This is a genomic window from Embleya sp. NPDC059213, assembly GCF_042754445.1.
GTDB lineage: Bacteria > Actinomycetota > Actinomycetes > Streptomycetales > Streptomycetaceae > Embleya.
Map to the genome: position 1 here is coordinate 1 of NZ_JBHZAV010000190.1, position 18015 is coordinate 18015.

General features: G+C 70.6%; 17 protein-coding genes and 1 pseudogene. 6 read left to right on the top strand and 12 right to left on the bottom strand.

Annotated elements, in window-relative coordinates; translation table 11 throughout:
• From ACFXMF_RS39570 to ACFXMF_RS39615, 10 genes and pseudogenes are all read right to left on the bottom strand, one after another.
• The coding region (locus tag ACFXMF_RS39570) for a bifunctional DNA primase/polymerase (RefSeq protein WP_380021050.1) at window positions 1–307 on the bottom strand (307 nt) is incomplete at its 3' end.
• Entirely contained in the window at window positions 304–483 is a 180-nt protein-coding gene (locus ACFXMF_RS39575; protein WP_379991537.1) for a hypothetical protein, read from the bottom strand. The genes ACFXMF_RS39575 and ACFXMF_RS39570, both read right to left, overlap by 4 nt.
• A gap of 375 nt (window positions 484–858) precedes the next feature.
• A pseudogene (locus ACFXMF_RS39580) lies at window positions 859–1464 on the bottom strand (DNA cytosine methyltransferase); the annotation flags it as partial.
• A 72-nt stretch (window positions 1465–1536) separates the two neighbouring features.
• Window positions 1537–1995 carry a hypothetical protein gene (locus ACFXMF_RS39585; RefSeq protein ID WP_379991536.1) on the bottom strand — a complete coding sequence of 153 codons (459 nt, stop codon included), beginning with the start codon at window positions 1993–1995 and terminating at the stop codon, window positions 1537–1539.
• Window positions 1996–2162: 167 nt separating this feature from the next.
• Window positions 2163–4238: a hypothetical protein gene (locus ACFXMF_RS39590; protein WP_379991555.1), complete on the bottom strand. Its 2076-nt coding sequence runs from the start codon at window positions 4236–4238 to the stop codon at window positions 2163–2165.
• A gap of 14 nt (window positions 4239–4252) precedes the next feature.
• Window positions 4253–4765, bottom strand: coding sequence for a plasmid transfer protein TraA (traA, locus tag ACFXMF_RS39595; protein WP_380021052.1), 513 nt, complete (start codon window positions 4763–4765; stop codon window positions 4253–4255).
• 3 nt (window positions 4766–4768) lie between these two features.
• On the bottom strand, window positions 4769–5071 hold the full coding sequence (locus tag ACFXMF_RS39600) for a hypothetical protein (protein ID WP_379991554.1): 303 nt from the start codon (window positions 5069–5071) through the stop codon (window positions 4769–4771).
• Complete coding sequence (locus ACFXMF_RS39605; RefSeq protein ID WP_379991553.1) at window positions 5068–5919, bottom strand: hypothetical protein; 852 nt, start codon at window positions 5917–5919, stop codon at window positions 5068–5070. Before ACFXMF_RS39605 ends, ACFXMF_RS39600 begins: the two co-directional genes overlap by 4 nt.
• Window positions 5916–6311, bottom strand: a complete 396-nt coding sequence (locus ACFXMF_RS39610) for a hypothetical protein (RefSeq protein WP_379991552.1) — start codon at window positions 6309–6311, stop codon at window positions 5916–5918. The genes ACFXMF_RS39605 and ACFXMF_RS39610 overlap by 4 nt, the downstream gene beginning before the upstream one ends.
• Window positions 6308–6628: a hypothetical protein gene (locus ACFXMF_RS39615; protein ID WP_379991551.1), complete on the bottom strand. Its 321-nt coding sequence runs from the start codon at window positions 6626–6628 to the stop codon at window positions 6308–6310. The genes ACFXMF_RS39610 and ACFXMF_RS39615 overlap by 4 nt, the downstream gene beginning before the upstream one ends.
• Before the next feature lie 436 nt (window positions 6629–7064).
• Here ACFXMF_RS39615 and ACFXMF_RS39620 point away from each other — a divergent pair, with 436 nt between their 5' ends.
• The 5 genes from ACFXMF_RS39620 to ACFXMF_RS39640 all read left to right on the top strand — a co-directional run bounded on the left by ACFXMF_RS39620 (window position 7065) and on the right by ACFXMF_RS39640 (window position 12590).
• The gene (locus tag ACFXMF_RS39620) at window positions 7065–7832 is read left to right on the top strand and encodes a GntR family transcriptional regulator (RefSeq protein ID WP_379991550.1); all 768 of its coding nucleotides are present in this window, start codon (window positions 7065–7067) and stop codon (window positions 7830–7832) included.
• Between the two features lie 52 nt (window positions 7833–7884).
• Window positions 7885–8598: a protein phosphatase 2C domain-containing protein gene (locus ACFXMF_RS39625; RefSeq protein ID WP_379991549.1), complete on the top strand. Its 714-nt coding sequence runs from the start codon at window positions 7885–7887 to the stop codon at window positions 8596–8598.
• A complete protein-coding gene (locus ACFXMF_RS39630) occupies window positions 8595–9032 on the top strand; it encodes an NUDIX hydrolase (RefSeq protein ID WP_379991548.1) in 438 nt (145 codons plus the stop codon). The genes ACFXMF_RS39625 and ACFXMF_RS39630 overlap by 4 nt, the downstream gene beginning before the upstream one ends.
• 1093 nt (window positions 9033–10125) lie before the next feature.
• Complete coding sequence (locus tag ACFXMF_RS39635) at window positions 10126–11619, top strand: amino acid permease (protein WP_379991556.1); 1494 nt, start codon at window positions 10126–10128, stop codon at window positions 11617–11619.
• Window positions 11616–12590, top strand: a complete 975-nt coding sequence (locus ACFXMF_RS39640; protein ID WP_379991547.1) for a universal stress protein — start codon at window positions 11616–11618, stop codon at window positions 12588–12590. Before ACFXMF_RS39635 ends, ACFXMF_RS39640 begins: the two co-directional genes overlap by 4 nt.
• Here ACFXMF_RS39640 and ACFXMF_RS39645 read toward each other — a convergent pair.
• Entirely contained in the window at window positions 12568–13593 is a 1026-nt protein-coding gene (locus ACFXMF_RS39645; RefSeq protein WP_360311118.1) for an MBL fold metallo-hydrolase, read from the bottom strand. The two genes, ACFXMF_RS39640 and ACFXMF_RS39645, sit on opposite strands and share 23 nt — an antisense overlap.
• Window positions 13594–14221: 628 nt before the next feature.
• Here ACFXMF_RS39645 and ACFXMF_RS39650 point away from each other — a divergent pair.
• Window positions 14222–15652, top strand: coding sequence for a WGR domain-containing protein (locus tag ACFXMF_RS39650; RefSeq protein WP_360311116.1), 1431 nt, complete (start codon window positions 14222–14224; stop codon window positions 15650–15652).
• A gap of 96 nt (window positions 15653–15748) precedes the next feature.
• On the opposite strand, the gene ACFXMF_RS39655 is transcribed toward ACFXMF_RS39650, so the two are convergent.
• Entirely contained in the window at window positions 15749–17707 is a 1959-nt protein-coding gene (locus tag ACFXMF_RS39655; protein ID WP_360311114.1) for a phosphatidylglycerol lysyltransferase domain-containing protein, read from the bottom strand.
• Between the last annotated feature and the right edge of the window lie 308 nt (window positions 17708–18015).

The window sequence follows — 18015 nt, forward strand, 5'->3', positions numbered from 1 at the left end:
CCCGGTCGTCCAGGTCCACCACGGTGAACCCGGCCCCGCCGGGGTGGTAGGCGACGGCGACGGCCTGTTGCCATGCCCAGGCCCACGGCGGGGAGTCGATGACGGTCGGGTCGGTGGTCGCGGCGGCCCAGGCGTGGCACACCGAGGGGCACCGGCAGGGCCCGGCCGCCTTCATGTGCGGTCGGCCGCCGCACAGCAGGTCCGCACAGGCAGGGCAGTTCCCGAACGGGACCTTCCCCGCCCGCAGCGGGAGCACCGGTACCCCGATGTCGGCCAGTGCGAGGGCGGTCCGCAGGTGCGCGCTCATGCCGCGACGCCCAGGGCCGTGCCGTCGCCCGCGTGCCGATCCGCGAGCAGGAGGCGGAGCGCGGCGGCGGCCTGGGCGGGGATGACGCCGTTGCCGAGTGCGTGGAGTTGGGCGGTGCGGGTGAGGCCGGGTACGTCGGTGACGTGGCCGGCGCGCAGGCCCATGAGCCATTCCACGAACGTGGGGTTCAGGCGTCCCAGAGTGTCGGTTGGTCGGGGGGCGGGGCGGCCGAGGACGCGGGCCCAGCGGTCGATGGCGGGTGCGTAGTCGCCCCACGCAACGTCGGGTTGCCCCGGGGGTAGGTGGAGCTGGTCCGGTCGCCGTCCGCCGCGGTCGGTGTCGGCAGCAGTGACACCGCCGTTCGCAGGTCCGGGCCGCCGTCCCCGTGCGCTCCGGCGCCGTTCGCGTCCGAGGCGCGGGGTGTCGGCAGTGTCTGCACGACGTTCGGTAGGCCGTCCTCGAAGCCCCTGCCGCGGCTGTCCCTCGCGCGCGGTGTCGGCAGGCCAGGCGATGACGAAGAGTCGTTCGCGTCGGTGGGGAGCGCCGACCTCCGATGCGCGTACACGGCACCAGCGCGCATCGAACCCGAGGCGGGCAAGGTCGGCGAGGACGTCGGCAAACCCAAGTCGAAGGTGGTTTGAGACGTTCTCAAAGACCGCGAGTCGGGGTCGTAGTACGCCGAGGGCGGTGGCGATGTGGGGCCAGATGTGACGGACATCGGCGGTGCCCTTTCGTCGGCCTGCGACGCTGAACGGCTGGCAGGGGTACCCGCCGGTGACGACGTCGACCGGCTCGACCGCGGCCCAGTCGACGGCGGTGATGTCCCCGAGGTTGGGCACGGTGGGCCAGTGGTGGGCCAGGATCGTGCTCGCCCCGGGGTCGTTGTCCGCGTGCCACACGGTCTCGCCGCCGAGCACGGCGCGCACGGCGTCGTCCAGGCCGCCGTAGCCGGTGCACAACGACCCGATGCGAGGGCCGTTCCCGGAGAAGGGGGGCGGATGGATGGTGCGTTGGTCCATGCTGATGTTCTCCTGATCGCTCGTGTGTGAGGGAGCCGGGGCGACCGCCGGACTTGGCGGAAAGACGGTCGCCCCGGGGAGGGTTCGGCGGGTGGGGAACATGCGCCGGCCGGGGTGCCCCGGTGGGGCAGTAGGCATTCCCGGGTTGGGCTGCCGATCGGCCGCCTCCACGACCCCGGACACGGGTCCGGAGCCGTGTGGGACGGTCGGTCAGGCGACGACGTGCGCGGTGACGAAGAGGGCTGCGGTCAAGCCCAGTTGGAACAGGGCCGCGCGGATCAGCCGGTACTTGCGCGTCGCGATCTCCGACAGCACGGTCAACTCGCGGGCGAGTGCCCGGGGTTGTTCCAGGTCGCCGACGGCGAGCAGGACATTGCTCATGTCGGCGTCGCGTCGGGCGTGGATGGACAGGGAGCCGCGCGGGGCGAGTACGAGCGCGAGGAGCACTGCGGCGGATCCGAGCGTGAGGGCCGTGGCGAGGGCCGCGGGGCGGAAGTCGATGCCGCCGGTGGAGGCGGCGACGATCCCGATTCCGGCGAGCAGGACGCCGGCCTTCTGGTCGGCGGCGCGCAGGTTTCCGATCGTGTCGGCGATCCGGCGGTGCAGGGCTTTGATCACGTCCGGGTGCGGGGCCGGATCCGGAGTTCCGGCGGTGGGGTCGGGCGTCATGAATGCCCCCTCGGGCGGTCACGGTGCGTAATGGGGTGTGGGTGTGGGTGTGCGCACGCGTGCGGGTGTGCGCACGGGCGAAAGCGCAGGTCAACGCGCGCGCGTGGGCGCGAGGGCCACACGGTGTGCGCACGCGATCCGCACGCGTGCGCACACCCGGCTTCCTGTTACGCCGCGTAGTCCTCGTAGGCGTCGTCGTGGGGGACGATGAGCCAGGATCCGATCTGTCCGCCGGGGTTCTCGGCGACCTGTCGGCCGTTGTCGGCGAACTCGGCGAGGCGGCGCGAGACCCAGCTTCGGGAGCGCCCGACGCGGGACTGCGGGAAGTCGCGCGGCGCGCACACCGCCCGGCCCTCGGCCCGCAATTCTTCGAGGATGGTCGCCATCTCGGCGAGCGCGTCCGCCGCGGGACGCTTGGTGGCGAACTCCGCCTCTGCGACCTGAACGACCCGGGCGGGTTCCTCCAGCTCGGTGTCGGGGTCCGCGTCCGCGTCGAGGTCGCTTTCGTGGGCGACCGCGTACGGCTGCGCGGCGGGCTCGAACTCGGCCGTGTCGTCCATGGTTTCGCCCTCCACGATCTCGGCATCGTCCAAGTGGGCGGGCACGCGCGGACGCTCGGCGAGAGCGGCCCGCAGCGGGCCGGCCTCGGGCCGTTCCTCGCTCCCGGCGCGGCGTGTGGCGCGGGCCTTGTAGGCCGCGTAGCGCGGTCCGGCCGCCTTGGCGGTGGCCGTGTCCACGCCCCGCGGGCGTATCGCGTCGTACGCGGCGATCAGGCGCCGCACCTGCTCGTCGTCGGGGAGCCGGTAGGCGCGCGCGGGGATCGGCCAGCGCTCGCGCTCCACGCCGGGGGCCTGGAGGTAGAGCATCCCGGCGCGGTCGGCCGCCCACTGCTCGGGCGACGCTCCGGCGGCCTTCGCTCCGGCGTCGAGGGTGAAGGCGTCGGTGTCGTCCTTGACGCCGAAGATCAGCGACGTCCCGAACTGTGCGCGCACCTCGGTGGAGATGCCCGCGTACGAGGCGCGCTGGAGGGAGAACGACAGGACCGTTCCCGTCGAGCGGGCCTGTTGGGCGACCTTGACGACGTTCGGGTGGTCCGCCACGGCGTCGTCGGCGGACTCCTCGAAGTGCACCAGCAGGAGCGGGATTTGGTGCTTGGTCCAGCACTCCGGCTCCCACTGCGCGTAGCCCAGGCGCCCGAGCTGGTCCGCGCGGGCCTTGACCACGATCGGCAGCACGTCGAGGAGAGCCTCGACGCCCTGTGGCGTGGTCTCGCACCAGTCCAGACCGCCTTGAATGGCGCCCACGCTCTGGCTGCCCTTGGACGGGTCTCCGAGCCAGACGACGACGTCCGAGCGCGTCATCGCCTCGACAAGCACGACCTTGAGGCTGCCGGACTTGCCCGAACCGCTCATGCCCGTGGTCAGCAGGTGCGAGAGCGGACGGGGGTGGTCGCGGTCCTCGGTACCCGGAAGGTGGAACTCCAGCGGCCGGCCGTCCTGGTAGACGCCGAGCCGCACCGGCCGCCCGATCGACTGCCCCGGCAACGACGGACCCGGGTAGAGCACCGACTTGCGCAGATGGTCCACCGGCGTCACCGACAGCGTGACCCGGGAGTGGTCGTCCCGGTTCGGCGTGACCCGGATCGCCCCGGGCGCGGTGCCCAGCGCGGACGCCATGTGCGGGATCCGCTGCTGGACGTCGTCCGGCACCATCTCGCCCCGGGGCAACCGGAGTTCCGCACTGACCTCACCGCCGACCACCCGACCGTTCACGACCTGCGTACGGGCCAACCCCACCAGGTCGAGCAACCCGTCACCGGCGCCCTCCGACCCGGAGTTGCGCAGTGCGTGACGCAGGTTCCACCACAACGCGAGAGTGCCGCCGCCGAGCGCGTGCAACAGGGCCACGTTCGGCGACGTCGGCCCGGCCACGGTCGCGGCAGTCAGATAGGTGGACGCGGCCCCGGCGGACACCGTGGCCATCGTCCGCAACCGCGGGGACCGCTTGGACGCCTCCGACCACGCCGCGACCGTGATCCCCGCACCGGCCGCGCCGATCAACGCGGTCGCCGCCGGGTTGCTGCCGATCGTTTCGTGCGCCAGAGCCGCCGGGATCGTCAGCCCCGCCGCGACCGCCCACGGCGGCAACAGCGGCGCGGCGCGGCTGGTGAGGTGCTTGGCGGCCTGGTCCACCGGGGCCGCCACCATCGAACGCCCTTTGGGCGGGCGGGACTTCCTTGCCACGGTCGATTCCCCTCTCAGGCTTCGAACTTGAACGCGGGCGCGGCCTTGGGCTTGACCCCGGCGGCCTGCAACTCGGGGGCGTAGTTCTTCTGGAACGAGGCGTACGCCTTCGCCATCGACCCGGCCGCGTAGCGCAGCGCCCCGGCGGCGATGGTCAGGTGACGCGAGACGTCCTTGGCCCGCCGGACCCCCGCGCGCCCGGCCATGCGGGTGTCCACCGGGCGGATCTGGGACAGGACCGCCTGCAACTCCTCGGCGGCCATCGCGATCTCCAACGAGCCGTCCCGGCAGAACAACCTGCCCGCGTTGCAGTAGTCGCGGATGCTCTTGTTCGTCATGAACTCCGGGTCGCCCAGGATCTCCTGAGCCGACCCCTTGCGCCGCCGCTGTTGCTGCTGCTGGGCCATCGGGCCCTCCCTCGTGGATGCGGTGTGTGGGTTCGAGCAAGATGGTTCGAGCAGGGCTGACCCCGCTTCCCCCGCACCCGGCCGCCGTTGTGCGGGTCGGGTGCGAGGGGAGCCGGTCAGGGCTCAGAACAGTGCTTCGGGCTCGGAATCGGCCGCTCGAAGCACGCTCGCGGCCTTGCGTGCCGCGGTCGCCGCCGGGAGGTGGCAGCGCTGACACCAGGTCGTCAGCTCCGCCGGGTCCAGGCCGACCGCGACCGCGATCGGCGTCGCGAGATCACGCGGCGCCACGATCAGCGCGTCGTGCCGATCGCACCGGCCGCCGCTCTCCTTGTGGCGCTTGCCGCACTCCCCGGCGCACCCGCAGGTGCCGGCCTCACGTTCGAGGACCGCGTCCCACAGGGCACCGCCGACGATCGGCGGCCTCACGAGGCACCGCCCGACGTCCACCGCGGCTTCGCGGGCACGGGAACCAGACTCAGCCGCGACACGTCCGCCGAACCCGGGGAACGCGGTTCCCGCAGCGCGCGGGCCGCGTCCAACACGACCTTCGCCTTCGGGTAGCCGACGCCGAGTTCGCCCATCACGCGCCGGTACGAGACACGCTCGCCGGACGCGTCCAGCAACGCGTACACCGCGCGCAGGTCCGTTTCCGACACCGTGTCCGGCAATGCCTCCTGCATGACCTGCGCGGCCCCGGGCTCGGGCGTCCACGCCGGGATCTCGGCGACGGCCGACGGGTCCGGGGGCAACACCTCGGGAACGTGTGTCCCGGTCGTGTCCGGTGCCTGCTCGGGGTGTTCCCGTCGCTGGTCGGCGGCCTTTTCCTCGAACTGCCGGATCAGGTCGGCGATCCGGCGCCGGTAGACCGTCACGGCTTCGGCCAGCAGGATCAGCAACAGCGGGGGAACGGAGTGCAGAACGATCCCCGCCGCGTCCGGATCCCGGGGAACACCGAACGACCCGTCCGGCCACACGCTGCCCCACACGTTCATCACCCAGTTGCCCAGGCCGCCGAACAGACGCAGCGCGGTCGCGCTTCCGCCCGGCCGATCACCGTGCCTGCCCAGGATCCCGTCCGTCAGGAGCACCGCCCCCAACGCGAGCGAGACCATCGGGTCCAGCAACCACGCGATGTACCACGGCGTGCCGTGACCGGTCGCGAAACGCGTCACGTTCACGCACGTGAACACCAACGCGAGCGTGGCCACCGTCAGGAGCGCGACCGTCAACCCGCGATCGGTCCGGCGAAGCGTCACGATGCGCGGATCGGTCATCGCGCACCGCCGTCCCCGACGGGTGCGACGTGACGCCACAACACGACCCGGACACCACGCCACCGGAACGTCACGCTCAACCGGTGCGCGATCGGCACGCCGGACAACGGCGACTCCACCAGCGCGCCGCCGGTGCGGCGGGCGAGATCCGCGAACACCGACCGCCATTCGTCGTCGGTCGTATTCGGACCGGACGCCTGCCCAACGACCTCCCCGCCGTCCTGCGCGACAACCGACGCACTCCGCGCAAGGCTCCACACGTAGACACCCGGCAACGCGGGACCGTCCGTCATCAGGGCCCGCAACGCCTCCGCCGCCCGCGCCGTCGACTCCCGCTCACGACCGGGCATCGACCCCCGGCCCGCTTCCGCTTCGGGGTGCAGGACGCTCATGCCGCCCACGCCCCCTCCCGCACCCCGACGGCCCCCACCGAAGCCGGAGCGGTGCCCGTCACCAGCATCTCGGCGCACACCGCCGTCCCCGGATCCACCGCCCACAACCGGGCCAGCAACCGCTCCACGTGCCGGGCCAGTTCGCGATCCGTCGCCCACAGGTCCGAGAGGATGTCCCGCGCCGCGTCCAGCCGCGCCGCCTCCTCCTCCACCGACTCCCCGGGCACCCCGTCGAACAGAACCCAGTCGACACCGAGCGCCAACTCGGCGAACTCGGCGATCGTGGCCGCATGGCGACCAGCGACAATGCTTCTCACGGTCGTACTCCTTGCATCGGAGGAACGACCCACGGGGCGACCGCTTCCCGGCAAGGATCAGCGGTCGCCCCGGCACACGTCGGTGTGCCCCGTCTTCAGAGACGAGTGGCCATGACCCCCGACGCGCGTGTCATGCCGCGCACCGAGGACCAAAAGCACTCGTAGCCGGCCCCTGTGCAGCACGCATCCGAGCGGCCCGGGGCTCCGGCCGAAGTGCTCGGATCGATCCAGTTGTCAAGGAACAGGCCACCCCGCTACCACCCGGACGAGCGGCGATGAACGCCGCCGTATCCGCCGGAACGCAGAGCCAGCGAAGACACGTGGAACCAGGCACCTAGGTGCCTCACAACCTCACTAGTGAGGTTGTGATGTGACAGTAGCGCTACGGCGCGTTCGAGCGCAATACCTCACTAGTGAAGTCCCCTAAGCTGGAGATATGGCCATCGATCCGACCGACCCGCGTTCGCCATCCCGTCAGATCGCGGACGAACTCCGCGACGAGATCACCAGCGGGCGCCTAGCGCCGGGCGACAAACTTCCGTCTGAGAGCGTGCTTGTCGGACGCTTCGGAACCGCGCCCCAGACCGCTCGCCAAGCAGTTGCCCTGCTCAAGGCCGAGGGATTGGTGGTGTCAGAGCGGGGGCGGGGCGTCTTCGTCAAGAAGCAGCCGCCAACCATCCACATGGGCTCACATCGCTTCTCCAGGAAGACCCGTGATTCCGGCAAGGCCGCGTTCGAGGCGGAGATCGAGGCTCAGGGGCGAAAGTGGGGGCAAGAGATCCTGGAGCTTGCCGAGGTGCCGGCTCCGGACTGGGTGGCCGAGTGGTTTGACGTAGAGCCGGAGACCACCGTTTTCGTCCGCCGCCGCCGTAACTGGGTTGACGATGAGCCGACGCAAGTTGCTGACAGCTACTACCGACTGGAGACCGTGGAGGGGACAGCCATCCGTACCCCTGACACAGGACCGGGCGGAAGCTACGCCCGGTTGGAGGAACGAGGCCACCACCTCGAACGCTTCCGGGAAGAGATCGCCATCCGAATGCCCACACCGGCCGAGACGAAAGCTCTTCGGCTCTCGCCCGGCACACCGGTTGCGGATCTGCGGCGCATCGCGTTCACGGCCGATGGGCCTGTGGAAGTACTGACATCCGTGGTTGCTGGCGACCGCCACGTCTTTTGCTACGAATTCGACGCACCCGAGTAGACGGGAAGAATCCTTGCAGGTCAGCCACATCAGTGAGCCGTCCCCCGGCGGTGTGAACGACGACTACATCGTCGCGAGCGAGCGTTTCGTCATCGTGTTGGACGGCGCCACCGCGAACGGCCTGTCAACCGGCTGCATCCACGATGTGCCCTGGGTGGTCAGCCGTCTGGCAGCACAGCTCTCCCTTCGACTGATCGCCGAGGATTGCCTGTCCCTCGCCGAAATCCTCGCGGAGAGCATCACGGCCGTCTGCGATCAACACGTGGACACGTGCGACCTGACGAACCCGAACAGCCCTTCCACCACCGTTGCCCTGCTGCGCCACCAAGGGGCGGTAATGGACTACCTGGTTCTGTGCGACTCACCCATTCTCATCGAGACGCCGGCCGGGGCTGTCCGGTTGGTGAACGACGACGCCACCGCTCATCTGCCGGGGTACACCCGGGAGGTTCTGCAAGAGGTGCGGAACCAGCCCGGGGGCTTCTGGGTTGCGAGCACGAAGCCGGAGGCTGCCAAGCACGCCGTGACCGGCTCCGTGCCTGCCGGTGACGTGCGGCGGGTGGCCGTCATGACGGACGGGATCTCGCGGCTGTTCGAGCGGTACGAGTGGCCGCTGAGTCGTGTCCTGGACGAACTCGAAGCGAACGGCCCCGCATCGCTTGTGGATGCCGTCCGACGAGCGGAAGTCGAGACACCGGCCGGGCGGTTCCGGGGCAAGCAGCACGACGACGTCACGGTGGCCTTGTGCACGCGGTTCGGAGCGTGAGCCCTGTGTCCTCAATGCCACGCCACTCGGTCAGTGTCGCCGGTGTCGTCCTGGATGCCTCGGGCCGCTGCCTTCTGACGAAGCGCCGGGACAACGGTCAGTGGCAGGCACCGGGCGGCGTGCTCGAACTTGCTGAGAGCATCCCGGACGGTCTCCGTCGCGAAGTGCGCGAAGAGACGGGCCTGGACGTCGAACCGGTGGCCTTGACCGGCGTCTACAAGAACATGCCGCTCGGCGTCGTGGCGCTCGTCTTCCGATGCCGAGTGCTTGGCGGACACCTGATAGAGAACGACGAGGTGTCGGCCTTCACCTGGGCGCAGCGCTCGGAGCTGTCCGACTTCATGACCGAAGCGTTCGTCGTGCGCGTGAGCGATGCCATGGCTGAGCCTGTGGCACCCGTCATTCGCGCTCACGACGGGACACATCTGCTGTAACACGCCGATGCTCGAATGTGATGTCCATCACGCATCCAGGCTGCTGTCCAGTGCCCTGGCGTGTCCTCGGGTGCCGTGCGGTGCCACGCGGTTCCAACTGCTCATCTTCACCGTGTAGTTGCGGATCAGGGTGGGTGTGGGGCGACGGTACGCTTATCCGGCACTTCCCTCCGCCTTGCCGGGTGCACCGTGGACCTTCCGCGGGGCCCACGAACCGTGAAACTCGGCCCCGGGAGGGGGGTGCTCCCGTTGACTACAGCCGAATGGCTCAGAAGACGGGATGTCCGCGGTCTTGCCAGGCGATCTGCTGCAGCGTTTCGCAGATGGGGAGCCTCGGTCTACACGCTGTTGCGTGTGGTCTGGGACCTCTACAACGGCAATGGCCCTGGTAGCTGAGGCCACCAGGGCACTGCGGTGAACGACACGAGGCCCCGTCGACGCTGCCAGGCAAGGCGGGGTTTTCGTGTTCTTCGTGCCGCCGGACGAACACCAGCGCCACTGTTAAACACTTACCTATAGCAGTACGTAGGTCGGATTCTAGCTTCACCGCATGTCCTACGTAGACGTGGCGTCTACAGACCAAGACGCCGGTTGGCGCCGGCCGAGCCATCAGACGAAGCGCGACCCATCGAGCATGCGAGCGTGTACAGCACAGAAGTACCGCAACGCTGCCAGCCGCAGCCGTCCGTAGGCCAACGTGCAAGACCGGATGCCGACGTGGTCAGCACCCGTGGCGCAGCGCCACCCATTCCTACGGATCAGAAGGTTGCAGGTTCGAATCCTGCCGAGCGCACACGGATTGTGGCTCCAACACAGGTCGGATACCCGAAAGGGCATCCGACCTGTTTCGCGTTTCGACCCGACGGCGGATCACGGGCGGGCGCTGGATGTTCGACTCGCCGAGGATCGGCCGAACGGCGCGCCGACCCGGACCCGGCCCGGCGCACTCCACGCGGCGGTGCACGGCCCGCTCGCGGATCGCCCGGGCGCACCGGATGTGGCCACCGCGCCCGGCGCCCGCGCCCAGGCCCGGCCGAATGGCTGAAGGCCCGTTCGACAGCCCGCCATCGGGGCACCCGTCCCTCCTCAGGACCTGTTCTCCAGGGAGGCCGGATTGCCCGCCAGCCACGCCGTACCCCGGTCGCTTCGGGGAGTGCTGCGGACGAAACCCGTGGGCGCCATCCTCGAGGAGAGTTCCGACGGCGCGGACGAGGGCGCCGGTGAAGGCCCGCCACTGCGGCGCACCATGGGGCTGCTCGAACTGACCTTCTTCAGCGTCGGCGCGACCCTGGGCACCGGCATCTTCGTGATCCTGGGCGAGGCGGTGCCCAAGGCCGGCCCGGCCGTGGTGATCTCGTTCGTGCTCGCGGCGGTCACCGCGCTGTTCTCGGCCCTGTCCTACGCCGAACTGGCCGGGACCATCCCGGTGTCCGGCTCGTCCTACTCCTACGCCTACGCCACGCTCGGCGAAGGCGTGGCGTGGGTGTGCGGGTGGTGTCTGCTGCTGGAGTACGGCGTGTCGATCTCCGCCGTCGCGGTCGGCTGGGGGCAGTACGTCAACGAGCTGCTCGACTCCGCGTTCGGGGTGAGCCTGCCCGACGCGATCAGCCAACCTCCGGGCGACGGCGGCACGTTCAACATCCCGGCCGTGATCGTCGTACTGCTCGCGGTGATCCTGCTGGTGCGCGGCGTCTCGGAGAGTGCCGTGGCCAACACGATCATGGTCTTCATCAAGCTGATCACCCTGGCGTTCTTCTGCGCCATCGCGTTCACCGCGTTCGAGCACGACAACCTGTCGCCGTTCGCACCGCTCGGCGTGGCCGGGATCAGCGCCGGCGCGTCCCAGGTGTTCTTCTCCTACATCGGCTTCGACGCCGCCTCCACGGCCGGCGAGGAGGCCAAGAACCCGCGCCGGGACCTGCCGTTGGCCATCCTGATCTCGCTCGGGATCGTCACGGTCGTCTACGTCGCGGTGGCCCTCGCCGCGCTCGGCGCCATGCCGTGGCAGGAGTTCGAGGGCAGCGAGGCGACCCTGGCGAAGATCGTCACCGACGTCACCGGCGGCTCCTGGGCCTCCACGATCCTGTCCGGCGGCGCGATCATCGCGATCGCCAGCGTCGTGCTGACCGTGCTCTACGGACAGACCCGGATCCTGTTCGCGATGTCCCGGGACGGCCTGATCCCGCCGATCTTCGCCAAGGTGAACCGGCGCACCCAGAGCCCGGTGGCGAACACGCTGATCACCGGCGCGTGGGTGGCCCTGCTCGCCGCACTGGTCCCGCTCGGCCGACTCACCGAAGCCACCAGCATCGGCACCCTGTTCGCGTTCATGCTGGTCAACATCGGGGTGATCGTGCTCCGTCGGACCCGACCGGACCTGCCGCGCGGCTTCACCTCCCCGTTCTTCCCGATCACCCCGCTGCTGGGCGTCGGATTCTGCATCTACCTGATGGCCCGGCTGTCCGGGACCACGTGGCAGGTCTTCCTGGTCTGGATGGCGGCCGGCGTGGCGATCTACTTCCTGTACGGCTACCGCCACTCGCGTTGGCGGGCCGAGGGCGCCGACGGCGTCGAGGTGGGCCGATGAGCGGGGACGACGCGCGGATGCGAATCGTGGTGGGCTGCCAACCGGAACCGCGGGCCCGGGACGCGCTGGTGCTGGGCATGCTGCTGGCCCGGCAACTGGGCGCGAAAGTCGTACTCGCGCACGTGCGTCCGCCCGCGTCGCCCGGTGCCGGGGTCGGCGCGGTGGACGCCGAGTGGCGCGCGTTCCTGCGCGAGGAGACCGACCGGTTGCTGGACGGCGCCCAGGCCCGACTCCGGGATTGGGCGCCGGAGTTGCCGGTGGAGCGGGCGATCGAGGACAACCGCGGCAGCGGTCGTGGGCTGGCCCGGATCGCCGAACGACACCGCGCCGTACTCGTGGTGATCGGCCCGGCCCCGGGCGGCCGCAGCGCGCGGGTCGCCGTCGGCAGTACCGCCGATCAGCTCCTGCACGGCTCGCCGGTGCCGGTCGTGTTGGCCCCACGCGGCTTCGCCGACCATCCGCCGCCCGGCATCGCCCGCTGCACGATCGCCTACCAGCGCGAGACACACCCGAGCGGAGTGCTCACCTGTGGCGTGGAGTTCGCCCGTCGGCTGCGCGCGGATGTGCGCTTGCTCACGTTGGTGCTGCGCCCGGTGCGGCTGTACTCCGGCAGGCAGCACCAGGCCGCCGAACAGCAGGTGTCGCGCGCCGCACGTGAGCAGGCCCGGCAGGACCTCGCGGCGGCGATGACCGAGATTCCGGTGCCGGCCGACGGCGAGACCGCCGAGGGCGCCGACGTGCGCACCGCGCTGGACGCGGTCACCTGGGCGGACGACCTGCTGATCTGCGCGTCCGGTACGGTCGGCCCGGTCAAGCGGGTCTTCGTCGGCGACGCCTCGCACAAGATCGTCCGCAACGCCCGCACCCCGGTCATGGTCCTCCCGCGCGGCGTCCGTGCCGACCTCTGGGACGGCTCCCGACCCGACGCCGGCCACACACCGCCCCCGCTCAGGCCGCCGGCACCGCCGTGATCGCCGCCGCCCGCTCCGTGCCCGCGGCGCCCGCCCATCGGGTCGGCTCCGCGGCCACGTCGCGCCACCAGGGCTCCACCGTCGCGCCGTCCACCAGCGCCGGCTCGAACAGCGCACCCGGCCGCGGGATCACCAGGTCGGTGCCCAGCGCCCGGGCCGCCGCCACCGACCGCTCGGCCGGCTCCTCCCACGCGTGCGGCGCCAAGTCGAAGGTGCCCCAGTGGATCGGCAACATCAGCCCGCCGCCCAGCTCCGCGTGTGCCTGCACCGCGCCCTCCGGGTGCAGGTGCACCTCCGGCCACGCCTCCGCGTACGCCCCGGCCTGAATCATGGTCAGATCGAACGGCCCGTGCTCGCGCCCGATCTCCGCGAAGCCCGGGAACCAGCCGCTGTCCCCGCTGTGGAACACCCGGTGCTCGGGCCCGGCGACCACCCAGGACGCCCACAGCACGGTGCCGAGCACCCGGGCGCCGCGGTTGCAGTAGTGCCGGGCCGGCGTCGCGGTGAAGGTCAACCCGGCGACCTCGCCCGCCTCGTGCCAGTCCAACTCGGTGATGCGATCCGCGGCGATGCCCCAGCGCTCCAGATGCGCGCCGATGCCCAGCGGCACCACGAACTTCGCGTCCCGCCTGCCCAGGGCCCGGATGGTGGCCATGTCGAGGTGGTCGTAGTGGTCGTGCGAGACGACCACGACATCCGGATCGGGCAGGTCGGCGAAGCGCACCGGCACCGGGTGCATCCGGGCCGGGCCGAACGCCGCCGACGGCGAACAGCGCGTGCTCCAGACCGGATCGAACAACACCCGTACGCCGTCCATCTCCACCAGCACCGTCGCGTGCCCGAGCCAACAGGCGCGCAGCCCGGTCAGCGGCGCCCGGGCGAAGTCCAACGCGGACGCGGTGACCAGCGGAATCGCGCGGGCCGGCCGACGCAGCCCGGCCGCGGCCTTTTGCGCGCGCAACATCTTGCCGACCGCGCCGGGGCTGCCACGACGGGTCGGCACGGGATTTTGGAATGCACCGTCCCGGAAGTGCGGGGATTTGTGGATGCGGGCCAACCGCTCGCCGGCGGGTCTGGCGCCGAACGCCGCGGGAGCCAAAGACGTGAAGAAGTGCCCGGCCACATGGACTCCTCGGGCAAGCGGGGCCTTCGGCCGACCGTGCTGAGGTCGGACCGGCGACCGGTGATCGGGATGAGTGGAGATTAACCCGGCCTCCGAGGCTGAAACGTCGTCCCGGGGGAGGGGCCGCACCCGGCTCGCTCCTCCGCTCGGAGTAGGGGACGGTTCGATTCCGCAACGCTTTGCCCGACAACGAACCGCTCGATCCCGGGTTGCGCCGTCCGAGTGAGCGAAACCGCACCGCGCCGGCCCGGTGGCTGTCGGCTCGCGTGAGTAGGGTCTTGACCATCGCCACGGGGGATGACGGCGCATCAGTCCCCTTGAACGGCACCCGCGTACGGCACACCTCCCGCGCCCCGCCACGAGTCTCGCGGCGGATGTCCACCACCGCGAGGTCCACCACCGCGGGCCGCAGCCGCCCGCGGCGGCAGCACGGTACGACCAGCAGTCACACATCCCGAGCACGGCAACAACAACAGCAGCAACACAGCAGCGGAGCCGAGGAGTCGTCATGGCCGAGACCCGTACCTACCTTGAGCTGTCCGAAGAAGGCGACGGCGCGCACAAGTACTACGAGGTCGTCGTCGACGGCGTCGACGTCACGGTCACGTACGGCCGGATCGGCGCCAAGGGCCAGACCAGCACGGCCACCCACCCGAGCCCGGAGAAGGCCCAGGCGGACGCGAAGAAGAAGGTCGCCGCGAAACTGCGCAAGGGCTACGAGGCGGCCGTCCAGGGGGTGCGCCAGCCGCGCTCGATCACCCGCCGCGAGATCGTGTCCCGCCCGACCACGGCCCGCAACTCGGCGCCCGTGTTGTGGCGCTACCGCACCGGCTCCTCGGCGTTCGGCATCTTCGTGGACGCCGAGCGGGTGCTGGTCGGCAACCAGCGCGGCGACGTGTGGTTCCTCGACCACAGCGGTGTGGTGACGGGTCGCTACCAACTGCCCAACGGCGTCAAGTGCATCGTCGCGGACGACTCGTGGATCTACGCCGGGTGCGACAACGGCAACGTGTACGACGTCGGCGGCAAGGCCCCGCGCGTGGCCTACGAGATCACCGACAACATCGACATCTACTGGCTCGACATCCACGACGGCGTGTTGGGCGTGTCCGACTCCAACGGCGGCTGCACCACCATCGACCACGAGGACGAGTCGTTGTGGGCCGCGGCGACCAACGGCACCGGCGCGTGGATGGTGCGCTGCGACGAGAAGGCGATCTACCACGGACACAGCGCCGGTGTGCAGGCGTTCGCCGCCGACGACGGCAAGGAACTGTGGCGCCAGAAGACCAAGGGCAGCGTGCTCTTCGGCTGGCAGGAGCGCGACGACGTCTACGCCGGCACCTCCGGCAACAAGGTGCACCGGATCGCCAAGTCGGACGGCACGATCCGCACCACCTACGACTGCGACTCCTCGGTGTTCTCCTGCGCGACCGCCGAGAACGGCAAGTACGTGTTCGCCGGCGACAGTTCCTCGACGGTGTACTGCTTCGCCGAGGACGGCCGCCGGTTGTGGAAGCTGGGCACCACGTGCGGCTCGGCCTACTCGATGCAGTACCGCGACGAGCGGCTGTACATCGTCACCACGGACGGCTCGCTGGCCTGCATCGACGTGAGCGAGGCCGCCATCGAGGCGGCCCAGGCCGGCACCGTGCCGCAGGTGCGCGACGTCAAGGCGGCCACGATCGAGGCCGTGGTGCCGACCACCGAGGTGGCCACCACCACCGACGCGGGCACCGGCGTCGTGGTCGAGTGCGTCGACCAGGGCGGCGGCCGACTGCGGGTGCACGTGGTCACCGCGGGCTACGAGAGCGGCTGGAACGTGCAGTTCCCGAAGAACGTGCGGGTCGCCGGCGCGCGCTACGTGGTGGACGCGGTACACCCGGCCGAACGCGGCGGCTTCTACCGTGTGCGCGGCGAGATCCGCCGGCTGGTCTGAGCCGCTTCCGCGACAGCGCGGACTCGAACGCCGAAGGGCGGCGCCCCCGGATGGGAGCGCCGCCCTTCGGCGTGGTCGAACCGATCGGATCGCCGATCAGGGCTGCTTGTGCTCGGCCGGCTCGCGCTCCTCGGCGGTCCACCCGGTGAGCGGCGGAGTCGTCTCCTCGGCCTTGCGCTTGGCCATCGCCGCGACCCGCTGCTCGTGCCGGGCGCCGAAGAGCTGGGGCAGCGTCGGCGTGGTCAGGAAGCCCTCGGCCCGGGCCGCCGCGATGCCGATCCGGGGCAGCTCGCTGGCCTTGCGGAAGCAGATGTAGCGCGGCTCCCAGATCGGCCGGTACTTCTCGTTGGCCCGGTACAGCGACTCGATCTGCCACCAGCGCGAGAAGAACACCAGGACGGTGCGCCACAGTCGCAACACCGGGCCCGCGCCGAGCTTGTTGCCGCGCTCGAAGACCGAGCGGAACATCGCGAAGTTGAGCGAGATGCGCTCGATGTCGATCGGCGAGGACGGCTCGGGGACGGCCTCGGCCTCCGGCGCCGGTCGGCCCTTGCCCTTGCCCTTGGCGGGCTTGGCGTTCGCCGCCGCGTACGCCTTCGCACCCTCTATCACGTCCAGCACCATGAACTCGATCAGACCGTTGTCCGAGTCCCGGTCGCGGCGCATCAGGTCCAGCGAGACGCCCTTGCAGCCCCAGGGCACGAAGCTGAGCACCGCGCGCAGCCGACCCTCGTCGTCCATGCACTCGACCATCAGGCAGCGGCCGTCGTCGGGGTCGCCCAACCGGCCCAGCGCCATCGAGAAGCCGCGCTCGGTCTGGCCGTCCCGCCAGTGGTCGGCGAGGTCGAGCAGCTCGCGCATCTCGCCCTCGGGAATGTCCTCGTGCCGACGCACCCGGGTGGTGTACCCGGCCCGCTTGACCCGGTTGTACGCCTGCCGGACCCCACGCATCGCGCGGCCCTCCAGGCTGAACTCGGCCACCTCGACGATCGCTTCGTCACCCAGCTCCAGCGCGTCCAGGCCGTGCCGGGCGAAGATCGTGCCGGCCTCCTCACTGGCGCCCATCACGGCCGGCACCCAGGCGCGGTCCTCGGCTTCGGCCAGCCAGCGGTCGATCGCGCCGGGCCACGCCTCGGGGTCGCCGATCGGGTCGCCGGACGCGAGCGAGACGCCGCCCACGACCCGGTAGGCGACCGCCGCCTTGCCGCTCGGCGACCACATGACCGCCTTGTCCCGACGCAGTGCGAAGTAGCCCAGCGAGTCGCGCTCGCCCTGCTTGTCGAGCAGCTCGCGCAGCAGTACCTCGTCGTCGGGAGTGAGCAACTCGCGGCCCTTGGGCGCGCGGAAGAGCACGTAAAGCACCAGCAGGAACAGCACCACGCCGGCCACGTTGATCAGGATGTCGACCCAGCGCGGCACCGACACCGAACCCAGATCGCTGTCCGGCGCGAGGGTGAAGATGCGCAGCACCGCGTACAGGATCCGGTCGCCCATGCTCGACGTGGAGATCTCGTCGGTGGCGTTGACCAGGGTCGAACCCAGGACCACACCGACCACCGCGCCGCACGCCAGCACCAGGCCGGCCTTGAGCACGTTGCCCCGGTCGCCCTTGGCGCCGAACTCGGCGAAGCTCAGCAGCAGCGCGACGCAGATCAGCAGGGTGATGATCGTCGAGGACCAGTTGAACGGGTGTTGGCGCAGGTCGTCGAACCACAGCGCCCAGATGTAGACGCCGGTGGACGGGACCAGCAGGATCGCCGTGAACGCCCAGGCGGCCCGCTTGCGTCGGCCGAGCATGATGGCGAGGAACGCGGCGAGCGCCGCCGACGTGAAACCGGACGTGACCAGGAACGGGGTGTAGTACTCGCCGGTGTCGTGGTGGCGAACCCGGTCACGCAGCGGGACCGAGATCGCGGACACGAAGTCGAGCGCCGCCACGATCCGCAGGTACCAGATCAACACCCCCGCCGAGATCCCGCGCACGCGCTCGGCGGCCGGGGTGCCGGTGCCGTTCTTGTTGTGGCCGTTCGCGGCGGCCCGCGTCGTGGCAGACACCGTGCTCCTCGATTGTGGGGTGGTGGAAGGGTCTCCTGTGTCTTATGTCCAGGATTGCGACTCTTCGTAACGCTCGCACAACAGCGTAGACATGCACCAAGAAATTTGGATGCGCACGATGGCCCTTTGTACGTCATCCCACGGAGGGATACCCGATCGTTTGCTACTCCCAATGGTGGAGACGCACGGTTCGGACATACGGCGGGGCCGGTGCGGCATCAATGGGAACCGCCCCACCGCCCCCCCCGGTGCACCGGGGTGACAAACCGCAAGCAATCCCCGCCCCCGGGGTGCCCCCCGGGGGGGCC